Genomic DNA, 15,650 nt, shown 5'->3' with positions numbered 1-15,650 from the left:
GTCTACACCGACGGAGGGTGGCGACGCCTGCACGGGGTACTCGCATTTCACGACGGTCATCGAGCAAGGAGGCTGTGATGGCGCAGCAAACGCAGGTCACCGAAGAGGAAGCGAGAGCTCTCGCCGAGGAGTCACGCGAAACAGGTTGGGAAAAGCCGTCTTTCGCCAAAGAATTATTTCTGGGCCGGTTTCCGCTGGAGTTGATCCACCCGTTTCCCACACCGTCGGAGAGCGACGAGGCGCGCACCCGTGAGTTCCTCGACCGGCTACGAGAATTTCTGGGCACCGTAGATGGCAGCGTCATCGAACGCGATGCGCAAATCCCGGACGAGTACGTGAAGGGTTTAGCCGATCTGGGCTGTTTCGGAATGAAAATACCGTCCGATTACGGCGGCCTGAACATGTCGCAAGTCGCCTACAACCGGGCCCTGATGATGGTGACGAGCGTTCATCCCAGTCTGGGCGCATTGCTATCGGCTCATCAATCGATCGGCGTACCCGAGCCGCTCAAGCTTGCCGGGACACCCGAGCAGAAACGTAAGTTCTTGCCGCGCTGCGCCGCTGGGGCCATATCGGCATTCCTTCTCACCGAACCCGATGTCGGCTCCGACCCGGCACGACTGGCCTCGACGGCCACGCCGGTCGAGGACGGGAAGGCCTACGAACTCGATGGCGTGAAGTTGTGGACCACGAACGGCGTGGTCGCAGAGCTGCTGGTGGTGATGGCCCGGGTGCCCAAGGGCGACGGCCATCGAGGCGGCATCAGCGCCTTCGTCGTCGAGGCCGATTCGCCCGGCATCACCGTGGAGCGACGCAACAAGTTCATGGGGCTGCGCGGCATCGAGAACGGTGTGACCAGGATGCACAAGGTTCGGGTTCCGAGCGAAAACCTGATCGGCGCCGAAGGCGACGGCTTGAAGATCGCGCTGACCACCCTCAACGCCGGACGGTTGTCGATTCCCGCCAGCGCGACGGGCTCGTCGAAATGGGCGCTGAAGATCGCGCGCGAATGGTCCGGTGAGCGTGTGCAGTGGGGCAAACCACTGGCAGAACACGAGGCGGTGGCACGCAAGCTCTCGTTCATCGCCGCGACGAACTACGCCCTTGACGCGGTGCTCGAGCTGTCCGCCCAAATGGCCGATGAGGGCCGCAACGACATCCGCATCGAAGCGGCATTGGCCAAGTTATGGTCCAGCGAGATGGCCTGCCTGATCGCCGATGAAGTAATGCAGATTCGGGGCGGGCGCGGGTACGAGACGGCGGAGTCGCTGGCCGCGCGCGGCGAACGTGCGGTGCCCGTCGAGCAGGCGCTGCGGGACCTGCGGATCAATCGCATCTTCGAAGGATCCAGCGAGATCATGCGGCTGCTCATCGCGCGCGAAGCGGTCGATGCCCACCTCACCGCGGCCGGTGACCTCGCGAAGCCCGACACCGGCTTGCGGGAGAAGGCGGCCGCGGCCGTCGGGGCAAGCGGATTCTACGCAAAGTGGTTGCCGCAGCTGGTTTTCGGTGAAGGACAGCGACCGCGGGCCTACCACGAGTTCGGCCCGCTGGCGTCGCACCTCCGCTTCATCGAACGCTCCAGTCGCAAGCTGGCCCGCAACACCTTCTACGGGATGGCACGTTGGCAAGCCAAGCTGGAGCAGCGGCAGGGCTTCCTCGGACGCGTCGTCGATATCGGTGCCGAGCTGTTTGCGATGTCCGCGGCGTGCGTGCGGGCGGAGTCGCAACGCGCCGCCGATCCGGCGGTCGGTCAGCAGGCGTACGAGCTGGCCGAAACGTTCTGCCAGCAAGCGGCCTTGCGGGTGGAGGCGCTGTTTCATGCCTTGTGGGACAACACCGACGGCCGCGATGTCGAGCTCACCCGGAACCTGCTGCAGGGGCGGTACAGCTGGCTCGAAGACGGGGTCATCGATCAGTCCGAGGGCACCGGGCCATGGATCGCCGACTGGGACGAGGGGGCATCGACCGAGAACAACTTGGCTCGGAGATTCCTCACGACCTGAGGCGCACGGTCGAAACCAGCGCCGATCTCGCCGAAATCCCGGCCGTCGCTGGCAATGAATCGATGTTGAGCGAATATGGGAGATATGTCTTCCTATGTTGCCCCGGCCGGCGAATTCACCCGCGACACCAACTACATCACCACCCGCATCACCGCCGATGGGCGCGACGGCTATCCGGTCGAGCCGGGTCGATACCGGCTGGTCGTGGCCCGGGCGTGCCCATGGGCGAACCGCGCGATCATCGTGCGCCGCCTGCTTGGGCTGGAAAGTGCTCTCTCCATTGGCTTCTGCGGTCCCACGCACGACGAGCGCAGTTGGACGTTCGATCTCGACCCGGGCGGCGTCGACCCGGTGCTGAAGATCCCGCGGCTGCAGGACGCCTACTTCAAGCGTTTTCCGGACTACGCCAAAGGCATCACGGTCCCGGCGATCGTCGACGTCGAAACCGGTGAGGTGGTCACCAACGACTTCGCGCAGATGACCCTGGATCTGTCGACGGAATGGTCGGCATACCACCGCGCCGGGGCCCCCGAGCTGTATCCCGACCAGCTGCGCGCGGAGATCGACGAGGTGAGCAGGAAGATCTACACCGAGATCAACAATGGCGTCTACCGGTGCGGTTTCGCCGGTTCGCAGGAGGCCTACGATGCGGCCTACGATCGGTTGTTCACCGCGCTGGACTGGGTGAGCGAACGGCTGAGCAATCAGCGCTTCCTGGTGGGCGACACCATCACCGAGGCCGACGTGCGGTTGTTCACCACCCTGGCCCGCTTCGACCCGGTGTATCACGGGCATTTCAAATGCAATCGCAGCAAACTGAGCGAAATGCCGGTGCTGTGGGCCTACGCGCGCGACCTGTTCCAGACGCCCGGATTCGGTGACACCGTCGACTTCGTCCAGATCAAGCAGCATTACTACATCGTGCACGCCGACATCAACCCGACCAGGATCGTGCCCAAGGGCCCGGACCTGACTAACTGGTTATCGCCGCACGGGCGAGAAAGCCTGGGCGGCAAGCCATTCGGACAGGGAACACCGCCCGGGCCGCCGGTCGAGGGCGAGCGCGTCCCCGCCGGCCACGGCGCCTGAGTCGCGAGCGTGACGGCGGACCCTCAGAAGGTCAGCCGCACCGACCATTCCGCGTGCGGCACATCGCGCAGCTCGCCTGCGGGATCCACCGCCAAGGTCAGCAACTGCACGACGATGCCGGCCAAACGCCCGCGATGCGGGTCGACCGACGGGATCGTCACGGCGAAGCGGGTGCCCGGCCGGAAAATCGTGCTGGTCGTGTTGGTGGGGTCGTCGTACACCTGCAGCAGCCGCCAGGGTGCCCGGTAAATGGCATCGGGCACCGAGAGCTGAATCGGGTAACGCTCGCTGACCTTCAACTCGCCCTGGTTCTGCGGCGTCTCACAGTCTTCGAGGTTGAGCACGTTGCAGTACAGGTAGGGCCCTACCCGGGTGAGGTGCCCGTGTGAGTACGCGCTGATCTCGGGGTGCCGTGGTCCGGAGCGGCCCACCAGCAACCAGGCGCCGACGCCGGCTCCGACGCAGAGCACGGCGACCAGGCAGGCGAGCAGCACGGCTGCACCGCGCTTGCTTCGGGGTTTCACTCGGCAACCACCGCCGGAGCGCCGACACCGCGGCGCTTGCCCTCCTGCTCGACCATGATCGGCCTATTTCCTCCCAGGCCGGGAATCAGTGAGTTGCCGCGGAAGCTGACCAGAGTCTGCGCCAGACCCAGGATGAGCAGCGCAGTGACCGCGGTAAAGCCGACCCACAGTTCGGTGTACACCAACACCCCCAGCGCGCCGCCGAGGACCCAGGCCAGTTGCAATGTCGACTCCGAGCGCCCGAAGCCCGATGCGCGGGATTCCTCCGGCAGGTCGTTTTGCAGTGACGCGTCCAGGGACGCCTTCGCGATGGCGCTGGACCCGGACGTGACCAGCGTGGCGATCACGGCCAGCACCAGGTTGCCGGCCACCGAGGCGGCCAGCGCAACCGCGCTCACCGCCACCGTGCACCGCACCACCAGCACGGCGGGCCGCCCCAGCTTCAGGCGCGCGCTCGTGAAATTGCCGACGAAATTGCCGATCCCGGCCGCGGCGCCGATCACCCCGAGCATCGCGACCTGGGCCCAGCCATTGGCCTGATGGGCCTTGGCGACGAATGCGGGATATAGAAACAGGAAGCCCACCATGACTTTGATGGTGCAGTTACCCCACAGCGAGGTGATGATGTTGCGGCCCAACGGCTGTCGCAGTGCCCCGCTGACTTCCTTGTGCCAGCTGCGCCGCTGCGGTTCGCTGTCCTGGCGATAGCTCAGCGTGGCGGGAACCTCACCGGTGGTCACCTCTACCCAGCGCGGTATCCGCATGGACAGCAGGGCGCCGGCGATCGTCACCGCGATCACCACGAACAACGCGCCGGGCAGCTTGAACAGGTGAGTGCAGACGAACTCGACGCCACCCGCGATAGCTCCGCCGACGATGGTGCCGCCCAGCAGACCGAACATGGTCAGCCGGGCGTTCACCCGCACCAGGTCGATGGTCGGTGGCATCACCCGCGGTGTCACCGCGCTGCGCAGCACGCTGAACGACTTCGAGAACACCATCATCGCCAGCGCGCACGGATAGAGCACCCACGACGGGAAACTGCCGCTAGCGCCGTCGTAGTTCATCACCAGCAGCACGGCCAAGGCGGTGCGAAGGGCGAACGACGCGGCCAGGGCGACGCGGCGACCGTGCTGCAGCCGGTCCAGGGCCGGACCGATCAGCGGCGCGATCACCGCGAACGGCGCGATGGTGATCAACAGGTACAGCGCGACCCGGCCCTTGCTCTCGCCGGTCGCCGCGGCGAAGAACAACGTGTTGGCCAGCGCGACGGCCATCGCGGCGTCCACAGCAAAGTTGGCCACCACCGGCCACGTCAGCGCCGTCAGACCTGACTTGTCGGCGCCGTCGGCGGTCGCGGCGCGCTGCACCATCCAGTACATCCGCGAACCCATTTCGCGGCTGCGCAGCGCCGCGGCGCGGGTGACGGTGATCCGCTCGCCGGCGGCGGGGCCGCGAGGCGCCGCGCCACCGTTGGGTTCCAGCTCCGGCTGATGGTCCAGGGGCGGCAGATAGCGGTTGGCGCTCGGCATCGGCGAGGGGCGGCGGCTGCGCCGATCGGCGGCGCCGCCGGCGGGGTAATTCGCGGCACCCGGATGCTGGGCGGCAGCGCCGTTGCGGGGCCGGCGGCCGGGCTGAGAGGCCATACGGCCCGGATTGTTTTGCCGCCTTCCAGACACGTCCCGATTCTCCCCTATGCCGACTGCATGCGTCTGCAGGCAACGGGGTGTGGCTCGTCAACCTAGTATTGGAAACGCGATGCAGAAAGAAGACAGCGTGACCCGACCCATCGAGGAGCCCACCGTGGACTACGCCGTGGCGACCGTCGGCGACTGGCCCGAGGGGTTGGCGGCGGTGCTCACGGGCGCGGCGGACCAGGCCAGGGCCGCCGTCGTGGAGTTCAGCGGGCCGGAGATGGTCGGCGACCATCTGGGCGCCGGCTACGAAGACCCGAACACCGCCACCCACCGGTTCCTGGCGCATTTGCCCGGTTACCAGGGGTGGCAATGGGCGGTCGTGGTGGCCGCCTATCCGGGCGCCGAGCACGCCACCATCAGCGAGGTGGTGCTGGTGCCGGGGCCGACGGCATTGCTGGCGCCCGAATGGGTGCCGTGGGAGGAACGGGTCCGGCCTGGAGACCTCAGCCCCGGTGACCTGTTGGCGCCCGCCGCGGACGATCCTCGGCTGGTCCCCGGCTACACCGCCAGTGGGGATCCCCAGGTCGACGAGACCGCCGCGGAAATCGGGCTGGGCCGTCGTTGGGTGATGAGCGCCGAGGGCCGCGCGGAGGCGGCCGAACGCTGGCGCACCGGTGATTACGGCCCCGATTCGCCGATGGCGCGATCCACCAAGCGGGTCTGCCGGGACTGCGGCTTCTTCCTGCCGCTGTCGGGTTCCCTGGGTGCGCTGTTCGGGGTGTGCGGCAACGAATTGTCGGCGGATGGGCACATCGTCGACAAGCTGTACGGCTGCGGTGCCCACTCGGACACTCCCGCCCCGGCGGGCACGGGCTCGCCGGCCTACGAGCCGTACGACGACGGGCTGTTGGATGTCACCCAGACACCGGTCGAGCCGTCCGCGCCGCCATCGGAGGCCGCGGAGGCACGGCCGGAGCCCGAGGCCGGGCAGCCACAGCCCGAGACGACCGAAGCCGAGACGCAGGCCGAAACACCGGAAGTCGAGCCCGTGTCCGAGGCCCCGGAGGCCGGGCAGCAGCCGCAGGACGAGACGCCCGACTAACCGGTTTCGGCGGCGGCCTTGATGCGCGCCAGCGAGGCGTTCATGCCGTCGAGCAATTCGCGCTCGAACTTGGTGGTCCCGCCGAAGAGTGCATTCACCGACAGATTCGAAAATGCCGTGACGCCGTTTTCGGCGTGACGGCTCTCGATCAGCCGGGTGCCCTCGCCGCTGGGCTCGAGCTCATAGGTCCAGATGGTGTTGTTCGTGTCGACACGGAACGCGAGCCTGCGGTCGGGATCGATCTCGACGACCGTGCAGGTGGTCGGCCAGAACAACCGCTTGCGGCGGTTGAGGTTGAGTGTCCGGGTGCCCCGACGGACCGGGCCGAACGGCTTCATCCACCGGCACTGTGGACTCCACTGCGGCATTCGCCGCAGATCGGAAACCAATTCCCATACCTTGGCCACCGGTGCGTCGATCTCGACATGCGCTTGCAAAAGCGGGGCTACCATCGCTCCTCCAGGTCTGCGAATTACTTGTGGTCGAGAAAATTCTCCAGCCCGGCCTGAGCGCCGCGCGCGCCGCGGCGGGCCGCGGCGAGCTGCAGCAAAAAGATAGTCGTGCCCAGCGCCCCCACGCCCAGCCCGGCCAGGCTCACCGGGCGCCAGCTCTGCAGCGAGGGCACCAGGAAAGCGGCGCCCACCGCGATCAGCCAACCCAGCGCACCGAGCGTGATGAACGGCCACGCGCGCAGCAGCGCAGCCGGCAACGGCGGTGCCGTGCGGTTGCGACCGGGTTCGGCAGACATCGCGATTAACATAACCCGCCGCAGGCGTCCCCGCGGCGCACCCACTCGCCGAAGACGATGACCGAAAACCACGGAGCAAAGCGGGATACGCGCGCGGATAAGCGTTTCGATGAAAATTTCCACCGGTTAGCAAGGCGGATCCATACCCGTCGTTGGCGGGTTCGTGTCCGGGTTTGTGAGCCTGCCGTGTAACCTCGCGCCATGCCTGACAGCGATGCGCGGCTGGCCAGCGACCTGTCACTGGCAGTGATGCGGCTGGCCCGCCAACTGCGGTTTCGCAATCCGTCGTCGCCGGTTTCGTTGTCCCAGCTGTCGGCGCTGGCGATGCTGACCAACGAAGGCCCGATGACACCCGGAGCCCTGGCGATTCGCGAGCGGGTCCGGCCGCCGTCGATGACACGGGTGATCGCGTCGCTGGCCGAGATGGGTCTGGTGGACCGCGCCCCACATCCGGTCGACGGCCGGCAGGTGCTCGTCTCGGTCTCCGAGTCCGGGGCCGAGCTGGTCAAGGCAAACCGCCGCGCGCGTCAGGAGTGGCTGGCCAAGCGGCTGGCGACGCTGGACAGCGGGCAGCGCGACACCCTGCGCAACGCGGCCGATCTGATGCTGGCCCTGGTCGACGAAGGCCCGTGAGCCACACCACCGAAGCCGGAGAATGATCACCGACGTTGACGACCCCGACGATCCGAGGCTCGACGATTTCCGCGACCTGAACAGCGTTGACCGTCGTCCAGATCTGCCGTCCGGCAAAGGGCTGGTGATCGCCGAGGGCGTGCTGGTGGTGCAGCGCATGCTCGCGTCACGCTTCAGACCGCACGCCCTACTGGGCACCGACCGCCGGCTCGCCGAACTCGAGGACGACCTGGCCGGCAGCGCCGTGCCGTGCTACCGGACCTCCGCCGACGTCATGGCCCATGTGGTCGGCTTCCACCTCAACCGCGGCGTGCTGGCCGCGGCCCGGCGAGTTGCCGAACCCAGTGTCGCCGAGGTGATCGCGGGGGCCCGCACCGTCGCGGTGCTCGAAGGGGTCAACGATCACGAGAATCTCGGCTCGATTTTCCGCAACGCGGCGGGCCTCGGTGTCGACGCGGTGGTATTCGGCAGCGGCTGTGCCGACCCGCTGTACCGCCGCGCGGTCCGGGTGTCGATGGGCCACGCGCTGCTGGTGCCGTTCGCGCGCGCGGCCTGCTGGCCCGCCGACCTCAAAAGATTGCGCGACAACGGTTTTCGGCTCATGGCGATGACTCCGCAAGGCACTGCGTGCGCCTTGCCCGAGGCGATGGCGGCCGCGCGCGACGAACGCGTCGCGGTGTTGGTGGGCGCCGAGGGGCCGGGACTGACGCCGGCTACCCTGCGGTTTAGTGACGTGCGGGTGCGCATCCCGATGTCGCGAGGCACCGACTCGCTCAACGTCGCGACGGCGGCGGCATTGGCGTTCTACGAGCGGGCCCGCTCGATGGGGAGAGGCGGCGATGGACAGTCAGACTAGGCTCCGGCTGATGCGAGACGAGTCCGTGCCCTGGGCAACGGGTTTGACGGTGACCGCATTCGTTGCCACGGTCACCGCCGCCGCGATTGTGGTGCTCAGTCTGGGGCTGCTCCGAGTGCACGCGCTGCTGGCTGTCGGGCTCAACGTCGTGGCCGCCGGAGGGCTGGCACCGACCTTGTGGGGATGGCGACGCACCCCGGTGCTGCGCTGGTTCGTGCTGGGTGCGGGGGTGGGCGTCGTGGGGGCCTGGGTGGTGCTGCTCGCCTTGACGGCGGCGGGCAGGGCCTAGTGGGTCGCGCTTAGCGCTGTCCGCCGGAGCGCACGCCGAGCAATACGTCTTCCCACGCCGGAATGACCGGCTTGCCCCGGCGGCTGTGCACGGGCTTTTCCTCGGGCTCTGCGGCCACCGGTGGTTCCGCGACGGGCGGCTTGGCGGGCTCTTCGAAGTCGACGTGGGCAACCCGGGCCAGCGGGCGCAGCGGAAGTTCGAAGCTGGGGTCGATCAGCGCGGTGGCCGCGTCGTCGATGGCGGTGACCGTTCCGCCGTGGGCACCGGGGGAGAAGGAGAAATGCGCGAGGTTGTCGGACCGGCCGACCTTCCACGCGAGCTGCACCGTCCAGCGGTTGTCTTCGTTGCGCCAGGCGTCCCAGCTCAGCTTGTCGTGGCTGAGACCTCGGGTCACCAGCGCGGCGCTGACCGTCTCCAGCAGGGTCAGCACGGCCGGACCGTCGGCCAGCATCGGGTGCGCGGCGGTTGCCAGCTCCGCGGCGCGGAACCGTTCCAACAGCACCGGGTGGGCGAAGCGGCGGATCCGCGACACCTCCGAGCCGGACGCCGCGGCGACCTGCTCGACGGACGCGCCGGCCCGGATCTTTGCTTGAATTTCCTTGGGGCTCAGCATATTGGTGACTTCAATCTCGAGCTGCGGTTGCTCAGGGGACAGGGCTGCGTCACGCAGCAGCGCTCGCAGGCGGTCGTCGGCCGCCAACTTGAACTGCTCCGCGGGATCGTCACCCTCGCAGACGACGTATTTGCTGTCGGCATCCAGCCCAACCACTTTGAGTTCCCGCATGGTTATCTCCTCGCAGGCTCCGTGCAGGTCAGCGACGGACCCGTCACGTGCGCACTGTAGTCCAGCAACCGTCCATCACCTGTGCTGACACGCTGTGCGGTTGCGCCCTGATTGCCAGTCGGTTACAAGCGCTCGACGACCCAATCGATGCATTGAGTGAGTGCGCTGACGTCGTCGGGGTCCACCGCGGGGAACATCCCCACCCGCAGCTGGTTGCGGCCGAGTTTGCGGTACGGCTCGGTGTCGACGACGCCGTTCGCCCGCAGAATCTTCGCCACGGCCGCGGCGTCGACCTCGTCGGCGAAGTCGATGGTGCCTACCACCTGCGAGCGCAGCTTCGGGTCGGTGACGAATGGCGTCGTGTAGGACCGCTCCTCCGCCCAGGAGTACAGCCGGCCCGAGGAGTCCGCGGTGCGCTTGACGGCCCAGTCCAGTCCGCCGTTGCCCAGCATCCAGTCGACCTGCTCGGCCATCAGCGCCAGGGTGCCGACTGCCGGGGTGTTGTAGGTCTGGTCCTTCAGGCTGTTCTCCACCGCGATGGGCAGCGACAGGAAGTCGGGAACCCAGCGGCCGGAGTCGGCGACGGACTCGACGCGGGCCAGCGCCGCCGGGCTCATGACGGCCAGCCACAGGCCGCCGTCGCTGGCGAAATTCTTCTGCGGGGAGAAGTAGTAGGCGTCGGTCTCGGCGATGTCGACGGGCAGCCCGCCGGCGCCCGAGGTCGCATCGATGACGATCAGCGCGTCGCCGGAATCTGCCGGCCGGCCGATCGGCACCGCCACGCCGGTGGATGTCTCGTTGTGCGCCCAGGCGATGACGTCCACCGAGGGGTCGCCCTGGGGCTCCGGGGCGCTGCCGGCGTCCGCCTTGATGACGACGGGATCGCCGACGAAGGGGTTTTTGGCGACCGCGGAGGCGAACTTGGAGCTGAACTCGCCGAACGACAGGTGCAACGAACGCTTGTCGATCAGGCCGAAGGCCGCGGCATCCCAAAACGCGGTCGCCCCGCCGTTGCCGAGAATGACCTCGTAGCCGTCCGGCACGGAGAACAGATCGCGGAGCCCGGACCGCAGCCGCCCCACCAGATTCTTGACCGGCGCCTGCCGGTGCGAGGTGCCGAACAGCGGGGCGGCGGTCGTACTCAGCGCCTGCAGCTGTTCGGGCCGGACCTTCGACGGTCCGCAGCCGAAGCGGCCGTCGCGGGGTTTGATGTCAGCGGGGATCTCGAGCTGGTCAGCCATGCTCATCAGGGTAGTGAGCCGACCAGACGGGTCGGTGCGGCGGCCCGTCCGCGGACCCCCGCGGTGGGGTCGAAAGGCCTGTTCGGGTGCTGCCGCGCGTTTGGCCAAGTGTGATCTGGGGCATAAAAAATTTATGACCACCGGTCAGGTCACACTGCCTACGAGGGGTCTAGAGAATATCCGGTACCTGCGGTACTGTCTGGACAAAGCACGTCCAAATGTAAACCTCGTTGGGGAGGCTATGGATATGGCTAGGACGCGATTGGTCCGGCGCTGGCGCAGCAACATGGAAGTGCGCGACGACGCCGAATACGTCAACATGCTTGCCACACTGTCCGAGGGGTCGGTGCGGCGTAACTTCAATCCGTACACCGATATCGATTGGGAATCCCCAGAATTCGCCGTCACGGAAAACGATCCGCGGTGGATCCTGCCGGACACCGATCCGCTGGGTCGCCATCCCTGGTATCTGGCGCAGTCGGACGAGCGCAAGATCAAGATCGGGATGTGGCGCCAGGCCAACGTGGCCAAGGTGGGACTGCACTTCGAGTCCATCCTGATCCGCGGCCTGATGAACTACACATTCTGGGTGCCCAACGGGTCGCCGGAGTACCGGTACTGCCTGCACGAGTCGGTTGAAGAGTGCAACCACACCATGATGTTCCAGGAGATGGTCAACCGCATCGGCGCCGACGTCCCGGGCATGCCGCGGATGCTCAAGTGGCTCTCGCCGTTGGTCCCGCTGGTGGCCGGCCCGCTGCCGGTGGCATTCTTCATCGGCGTGCTCGCCGGCGAGGAGCCCATTGACCACACGCAGAAAAACGTTCTGCGCGAGGGCAAGTCGCTGCACCCGATCATGGAGCGCGTGATGGCCATTCACGTGGCCGAGGAGGCGCGCCACATCTCGTTCGCCCACGAATTCCTGCGCAAGCGGGTGCCGGAATTGACCAAGAGGCAGCGATTCTGGACCGCGCTGTACCTGCCGCTGACCATGAAGGCGCTCTGCCGCGCAATCGTGGTGCCGCCCAAGGCGTTCTGGCGCGAGTTCGATATCCCACGTGACGTGAAGAAAGAACTGTTCTTCCGCTCGCCGGAATCGCGAAAGTGGCTCAGCGACATGTTCGGCGACGTGCGGATGCTGGCTTATGACACCGGCTTGATGGAGACGCGCTCGGCGCGGTTGATGTGGCGGTTGTGCAAGATCAACGGCAAGCCGTCGCGTTACCGCAGCGAGCCGCAGCGCCAGCACCTTGCCGCGGTCCCGGCCGCCTAATAACTGCGAGATTCTTTATGCCGCACGTTATTACCCAGTCGTGCTGTAACGACGGGTCCTGTGTTTTCGCGTGCCCGGTGAATTGCATTCACCCGTCACCGGACGAGCCGGGCTTCGCCACCTCGGAGATGCTCTACATCGATCCGGAGGCGTGCGTGGACTGCGGTGCGTGTGTGAGCGCGTGTCCCGTCGGCGCGATCGCACCCGACACCCGGCTGGACTCCAAGCAGCTGCCTTTCATCGAAATCAACGCCTCCTTCTATCCGGACCGGCCGAAGGACGAGAAGCTGCCGCCGACATCGAAGCTGGCTCCCGTCATCCCGGCCGCCGAGGTACACGCCCGCCGAAGACCGCTGACCGTGGCCATCGTCGGATCGGGGCCCGCGGCGATGTATGCCGCCGACGAACTGCTGACCCAGCAGCGCGTCCGCGTCAACGTCTTCGAAAAGCTACCCACGCCTTACGGTTTAGTGCGGGCCGGGGTGGCGCCCGATCACCAGAACACCAAGAGGGTCACCCGCCTTTTCGACAAGGTCGCCGGTGACCGCCGGTTTCGGTTCTATCTCAACGTCGAGGTCGGCAAGCAGCTGAGCCATGCGGACCTGCTGGCTCACCACCACGCCGTGCTGTACGCCGTCGGTGCGCCCGATGACCGCCGGCTGGACATCGAGGGCATGGGCCTGCCGGGGACCGGCACCGCAACCGAACTGGTGGCGTGGATCAACGGGCATCCCGAGTTCGCAGACCTGCCAGTCGATCTCAGCCACGAGCGGGTGGTGATCGTCGGCAACGGCAACGTCGCGCTCGATGTTGCCCGGGTGTTGACCGCGGATCCCGACGACCTGGCCCGCACCGACATCGCCGACCACGCGCTGGCGGCCTTCCGGGGCTCGGCGGTGCGCGAGGTGGTGATCGCCGCCCGGCGCGGCCCCGCGGACTCGGCGTTCACGTTGCCCGAGTTGATCGGACTTACCGGCAGCTCCGAGGTGGTGCTCAGCGCGGCCGATCATCGGCTGGTGGTGGCCGATCTCGCGACCGCGTCGAACACTTTAACCAAGCGCAAGCTGGAAATTCTGAGCACGCTCGGCGACGATTCGGCCCCGCCATCGCGCCCGAGGATCAGGCTGGCTTATCGGCTCACTCCGAGCCGCGTGTTGGGGGAGCGGCGAGCCACCGGCATGGAGTTCTCGGTCACCGGCACCGACGAGACGCGCACTCTGGCAACGGGTCTGGTGCTGACATCGATTGGCTACCGCGGCAAGCCGATTCGCGATCTTCCTTATGACGAATCATCGGCCGTCGTGCCGAACGACGGGGGTCGCGTCGTCGAGCCCGCTTCCGGGGAACCGGTACCCGGCGCATACGTCGCGGGCTGGATCAAACGGGGACCCAGTGGGTTCATTGGCACGAACAAGTCCTGCTCGTTTGAGACCGTGCAGTCCCTGGTCGCCGATTTCAACGCCGGCAAGCTGACCGATCCGGCCGGCAAGCCCGACGCCCTGGCGCGCCTGGTGCACGACCGTCAGCCCGACGCGATCGACGCGGCGGGATGGCGCGCCATCGACGCCGCCGAGATCGCGCGCGGCAGCGATGAGGGCCGGCCCCGCAAAAAGTTCACCGACGTGTCGGCCATGCTCGCCGCGGCCGCCGCCGCACAGCCGGCGCCGCCACCGCGACGCCGACTGCTGGATCGGCTGCTCAGCTAGCCGGCGCCCTGCCCGGCCATCGCCGCCGAGATCTCGTCCATGCTGACCTCGCGGACCGGTTGTCCCAGTGACCAGTGATGGCCGAACGGGTCGGCGACCATGCCGTAGCGGTCGCCCCAGAACTGGTCGGCGAGCGGGGTCACCACCGTGGCACCCGCGTCCAGCGCGCGCTGGAAGCTGGCGTCGGCGTCGGTGACCGTCAGGTGGATCGTGACAGGGGTGCCGCCCAGCGACGTCGGTGTCATCGATTTGCCCCCACACACTTCGGGGAAGTCGTCGTTGAGCATCACCGTGAAGCCATTGATGCGCACCGCGGCGTGCACCAGTTTGCCATCGGGGCGCGGCACGCGCCCTATTTCCTGTGCCCCAAAAGCTTTGACGTAGAAGTCGATTGCCGCGGCGGCATCGTCGACCACCAGGTGTGGGGACAGTGCCGGTTCGATGTTGATCGCCATGCTGCTACTCCTTATCGGTTCCCTCTCCTGTCCGGGGGGCGGGCAGGTTCACGATTTATGACTGCGTCAGCGACGAAAAATCATCGCGACGGCAACCATTAGATCGCCGGGTACCGACAACCGAGCGGCTCAGGCGTTGGTGAGGCTGCGGTCCCAGCCCTCGACGGTTTCCGGGCTGCGCGGGCCCGGGCCCACGTAGATGGCCGACGGCCGGACCAGCTTGCCCAGCCGTTTCTGCTCGAGGATGTGGGCGCACCACCCCGCGGTACGGCCGCAGGTGAACATTGCGGGCATCATGTTTGCCGGCACCCGGGCGAAGTCCAGCATCACCGCGGCCCAGAACTCGACGTTGGTCTCGATCGCCCGGTCCGGACGACGCTCGCGCAGCTCCGCCAACGCCGCCTGCTCGAGCGCGACGGCTACCTCGTGGCGTGGCGCACCCAACCGTTCGGCGGTAGCGCGCAGCACCCGGGCCCGCGGGTCCTCAGCGCGGTAGACCCGATGCCCGAAGCCCATCAGCTTGTCGCCGCTGTCCAGGATCTTCTTCACCAGGCCACGCGCGTCGCCGGTGCGCTCGACCTCCTCGATCATCGGCAGCACCCGCGCCGGCGCCCCGCCGTGCAGCGGGCCGCTCATCGCGCCGATCGCGCCGGACAGCGCCGCCGCCACGTCGGCGCCGGTCGAGGCGATCACCCGTGCGGTGAACGTCGAGGCGTTCATGCCGTGCTCGGCGGCCGAGACCCAGTAGGCGTCAATCGCCTCGACGTGCCGTGGGTCCGGCTCGCCCTGCCACCGCGTCATGAAACGGGCGGTGACGGTATCGCATTCGTCGATGACCCGCTGCGGGACGGCGGGCTGGTAGATGCCGCGCGCGGACTGCGCGACGTACGACAGCGCCATCACCGACGCCCGGGCCAGCTGGTCGCGTGCGACGGTCTCCTCGGTGTCCAGCAGCGGCTTGTATCCCCAGATCGGGGCGAGCATCGCCAGGCCGGCCTGCACGTCGACGCGGACGTCGCCGGTGTGGATGGGCAGCGGGAACGGCTCGGCGGGCGGCAGCCCGCGGCCGAACTTGCCGTCGACCAGCAGTGCCCACACGTCGCCGAACGTGACTTGCTGGGTCACCAGGTCCTCGATGTCGACACCGCGATAGCGCAGCGCGCCGCCGTCCTTGTCCGGTTCGGCGATTTCGGTGGTGAAGGCTACGACGCCCTCCAGGCCGGGGACGAAGTCTTCGGGGACCACAGTCATACCGAAAATTCTCGCACCCCCTGATCGGGCCGACGCTACCGGCCGGTAGCAAGCGC

15 protein-coding genes and 1 pseudogene are annotated in these 15,650 nt (G+C 67.4%); 8 read left to right on the top strand and 8 right to left on the bottom strand.

What is annotated here, in order from left to right:
* Positions 1-77: 77 nt before the first annotated feature.
* Together AC5Y4H_RS04650 and AC5Y4H_RS04645 are read left to right on the top strand one after the other, a co-directional pair.
* A complete protein-coding gene (locus AC5Y4H_RS04650; RefSeq protein ID WP_499978940.1) occupies positions 78-2,006 on the top strand; it encodes an acyl-CoA dehydrogenase family protein in 1,929 nt (642 codons plus the stop codon).
* A gap of 84 nt (positions 2,007-2,090) precedes the next feature.
* A complete protein-coding gene (locus tag AC5Y4H_RS04645; protein ID WP_499978938.1) occupies positions 2,091-3,095 on the top strand; it encodes a glutathione S-transferase family protein in 1,005 nt (334 codons plus the stop codon).
* Positions 3,096-3,118: 23 nt separating this feature from the next.
* Here AC5Y4H_RS04645 and AC5Y4H_RS04640 read toward each other — a convergent pair whose 3' ends face one another.
* Positions 3,119-3,619 carry a DUF2771 domain-containing protein gene (locus tag AC5Y4H_RS04640; protein WP_499978937.1) on the bottom strand — a complete coding sequence of 167 codons (501 nt, stop codon included), beginning with the start codon at positions 3,617-3,619 and terminating at the stop codon, positions 3,119-3,121.
* The gene (locus tag AC5Y4H_RS04635; protein ID WP_499978935.1) at positions 3,616-5,265 is read right to left on the bottom strand and encodes an MFS transporter; all 1,650 of its coding nucleotides are present in this window, start codon (positions 5,263-5,265) and stop codon (positions 3,616-3,618) included. Before AC5Y4H_RS04635 ends, AC5Y4H_RS04640 begins: the two co-directional genes overlap by 4 nt.
* Before the next feature lie 112 nt (positions 5,266-5,377).
* On the opposite strand from AC5Y4H_RS04635, the pseudogene AC5Y4H_RS04630 reads away from it, so the two are divergent.
* Positions 5,378-6,190, top strand: a pseudogene (locus AC5Y4H_RS04630) (DUF3027 domain-containing protein); the annotation flags it as partial.
* Between the two features lie 164 nt (positions 6,191-6,354).
* On the opposite strand, the gene AC5Y4H_RS04625 reads toward AC5Y4H_RS04630, so the two are convergent.
* Positions 6,355-6,810 (bottom strand): SRPBCC family protein, encoded by a 456-nt coding sequence (locus AC5Y4H_RS04625; RefSeq protein ID WP_499978933.1) that lies wholly within the window; start codon positions 6,808-6,810, stop codon positions 6,355-6,357.
* A gap of 20 nt (positions 6,811-6,830) precedes the next feature.
* Positions 6,831-7,106, bottom strand: a complete 276-nt coding sequence (locus tag AC5Y4H_RS04620) for a DUF2530 domain-containing protein (RefSeq protein WP_499978932.1) — start codon at positions 7,104-7,106, stop codon at positions 6,831-6,833.
* A gap of 201 nt (positions 7,107-7,307) precedes the next feature.
* Between AC5Y4H_RS04620 and AC5Y4H_RS04615 the strand changes: the two genes are divergently transcribed.
* The 3 genes from AC5Y4H_RS04615 to AC5Y4H_RS04605 are packed head-to-tail and all read left to right on the top strand — an operon-like array spanning position 7,308 to position 8,884.
* Positions 7,308-7,739 carry an Rv0880 family HTH-type transcriptional regulator gene (locus AC5Y4H_RS04615; protein ID WP_499978931.1) on the top strand — a complete coding sequence of 144 codons (432 nt, stop codon included), beginning with the start codon at positions 7,308-7,310 and terminating at the stop codon, positions 7,737-7,739.
* 22 nt (positions 7,740-7,761) lie between these two features.
* Positions 7,762-8,595, top strand: coding sequence for a TrmH family RNA methyltransferase (locus AC5Y4H_RS04610; RefSeq protein WP_499978929.1), 834 nt, complete (start codon positions 7,762-7,764; stop codon positions 8,593-8,595).
* A gap of 10 nt (positions 8,596-8,605) precedes the next feature.
* Positions 8,606-8,884 carry a DUF2537 domain-containing protein gene (locus tag AC5Y4H_RS04605; protein ID WP_499978927.1) on the top strand — a complete coding sequence of 93 codons (279 nt, stop codon included), beginning with the start codon at positions 8,606-8,608 and terminating at the stop codon, positions 8,882-8,884.
* Between the two features lie 10 nt (positions 8,885-8,894).
* Here AC5Y4H_RS04605 and sepH read toward each other — a convergent pair whose 3' ends face one another.
* A complete protein-coding gene (sepH, locus tag AC5Y4H_RS04600) occupies positions 8,895-9,668 on the bottom strand; it encodes a septation protein SepH (protein ID WP_499978926.1) in 774 nt (257 codons plus the stop codon).
* 122 nt (positions 9,669-9,790) lie between these two features.
* Positions 9,791-10,909: a phosphoserine transaminase gene (serC, locus tag AC5Y4H_RS04595; RefSeq protein ID WP_499978924.1), complete on the bottom strand. Its 1,119-nt coding sequence runs from the start codon at positions 10,907-10,909 to the stop codon at positions 9,791-9,793.
* Between the two features lie 247 nt (positions 10,910-11,156).
* Between serC and AC5Y4H_RS04590 the strand changes: the two genes are divergently transcribed.
* Both AC5Y4H_RS04590 and AC5Y4H_RS04585 read left to right on the top strand, forming a co-directional pair.
* On the top strand, positions 11,157-12,182 hold the full coding sequence (locus AC5Y4H_RS04590) for an AurF N-oxygenase family protein (RefSeq protein WP_499978923.1): 1,026 nt from the start codon (positions 11,157-11,159) through the stop codon (positions 12,180-12,182).
* 17 nt (positions 12,183-12,199) lie between these two features.
* Positions 12,200-13,888, top strand: a complete 1,689-nt coding sequence (locus AC5Y4H_RS04585) for a 4Fe-4S binding protein (protein WP_499978922.1) — start codon at positions 12,200-12,202, stop codon at positions 13,886-13,888.
* On the opposite strand, the gene AC5Y4H_RS04580 is transcribed toward AC5Y4H_RS04585, so the two are convergent.
* Entirely contained in the window at positions 13,885-14,343 is a 459-nt protein-coding gene (locus tag AC5Y4H_RS04580; RefSeq protein WP_499978920.1) for a VOC family protein, read from the bottom strand. The genes AC5Y4H_RS04585 and AC5Y4H_RS04580 overlap by 4 nt on opposite strands.
* A gap of 129 nt (positions 14,344-14,472) precedes the next feature.
* The gene (locus tag AC5Y4H_RS04575) at positions 14,473-15,594 is read right to left on the bottom strand and encodes a citrate synthase 2 (RefSeq protein WP_499978918.1); all 1,122 of its coding nucleotides are present in this window, start codon (positions 15,592-15,594) and stop codon (positions 14,473-14,475) included.
* Positions 15,595-15,650: the final 56 nt, after the last annotated feature.

It is taken from the genome of Mycobacterium sp. NGS58, assembly GCF_059812385.1.
The sequence above is the reverse complement of the archived record's forward strand: the minus strand, read 5'-3'. Positions and strand labels throughout refer to the sequence as shown.

Bases quoted from the DNA above. Each gene is read 5' to 3' on its own strand.
- AC5Y4H_RS04645 (WP_499978938.1), top strand. From the start codon at position 2,091: ATGTCTTCCTATGTTGCCCCGGCCGGCGAATTCACCCGCGACACCAAC.
- AC5Y4H_RS04650 (WP_499978940.1), top strand. From the start codon at position 78: ATGGCGCAGCAAACGCAGGTCACCGAAGAGGAAGCGAGAGCTCTCGCC.
- AC5Y4H_RS04625 (WP_499978933.1), bottom strand. From the start codon at position 6,810: ATGGTAGCCCCGCTTTTGCAAGCGCATGTCGAGATCGACGCACCGGTG.
- AC5Y4H_RS04620 (WP_499978932.1), bottom strand. From the start codon at position 7,106: ATGTCTGCCGAACCCGGTCGCAACCGCACGGCACCGCCGTTGCCGGCT.
- AC5Y4H_RS04575 (WP_499978918.1), bottom strand. From the start codon at position 15,594: ATGACTGTGGTCCCCGAAGACTTCGTCCCCGGCCTGGAGGGCGTCGTA.
- sepH (WP_499978926.1), bottom strand. From the start codon at position 9,668: ATGCGGGAACTCAAAGTGGTTGGGCTGGATGCCGACAGCAAATACGTC.
- AC5Y4H_RS04585 (WP_499978922.1), top strand. From the start codon at position 12,200: ATGCCGCACGTTATTACCCAGTCGTGCTGTAACGACGGGTCCTGTGTT.
- AC5Y4H_RS04580 (WP_499978920.1), bottom strand. From the start codon at position 14,343: ATGGCGATCAACATCGAACCGGCACTGTCCCCACACCTGGTGGTCGAC.
- AC5Y4H_RS04635 (WP_499978935.1), bottom strand. From the start codon at position 5,265: ATGGCCTCTCAGCCCGGCCGCCGGCCCCGCAACGGCGCTGCCGCCCAG.
- AC5Y4H_RS04590 (WP_499978923.1), top strand. From the start codon at position 11,157: ATGGCTAGGACGCGATTGGTCCGGCGCTGGCGCAGCAACATGGAAGTG.
- AC5Y4H_RS04610 (WP_499978929.1), top strand. From the start codon at position 7,762: ATGATCACCGACGTTGACGACCCCGACGATCCGAGGCTCGACGATTTC.
- AC5Y4H_RS04615 (WP_499978931.1), top strand. From the start codon at position 7,308: ATGCCTGACAGCGATGCGCGGCTGGCCAGCGACCTGTCACTGGCAGTG.
- serC (WP_499978924.1), bottom strand. From the start codon at position 10,909: ATGGCTGACCAGCTCGAGATCCCCGCTGACATCAAACCCCGCGACGGC.
- AC5Y4H_RS04605 (WP_499978927.1), top strand. From the start codon at position 8,606: ATGCGAGACGAGTCCGTGCCCTGGGCAACGGGTTTGACGGTGACCGCA.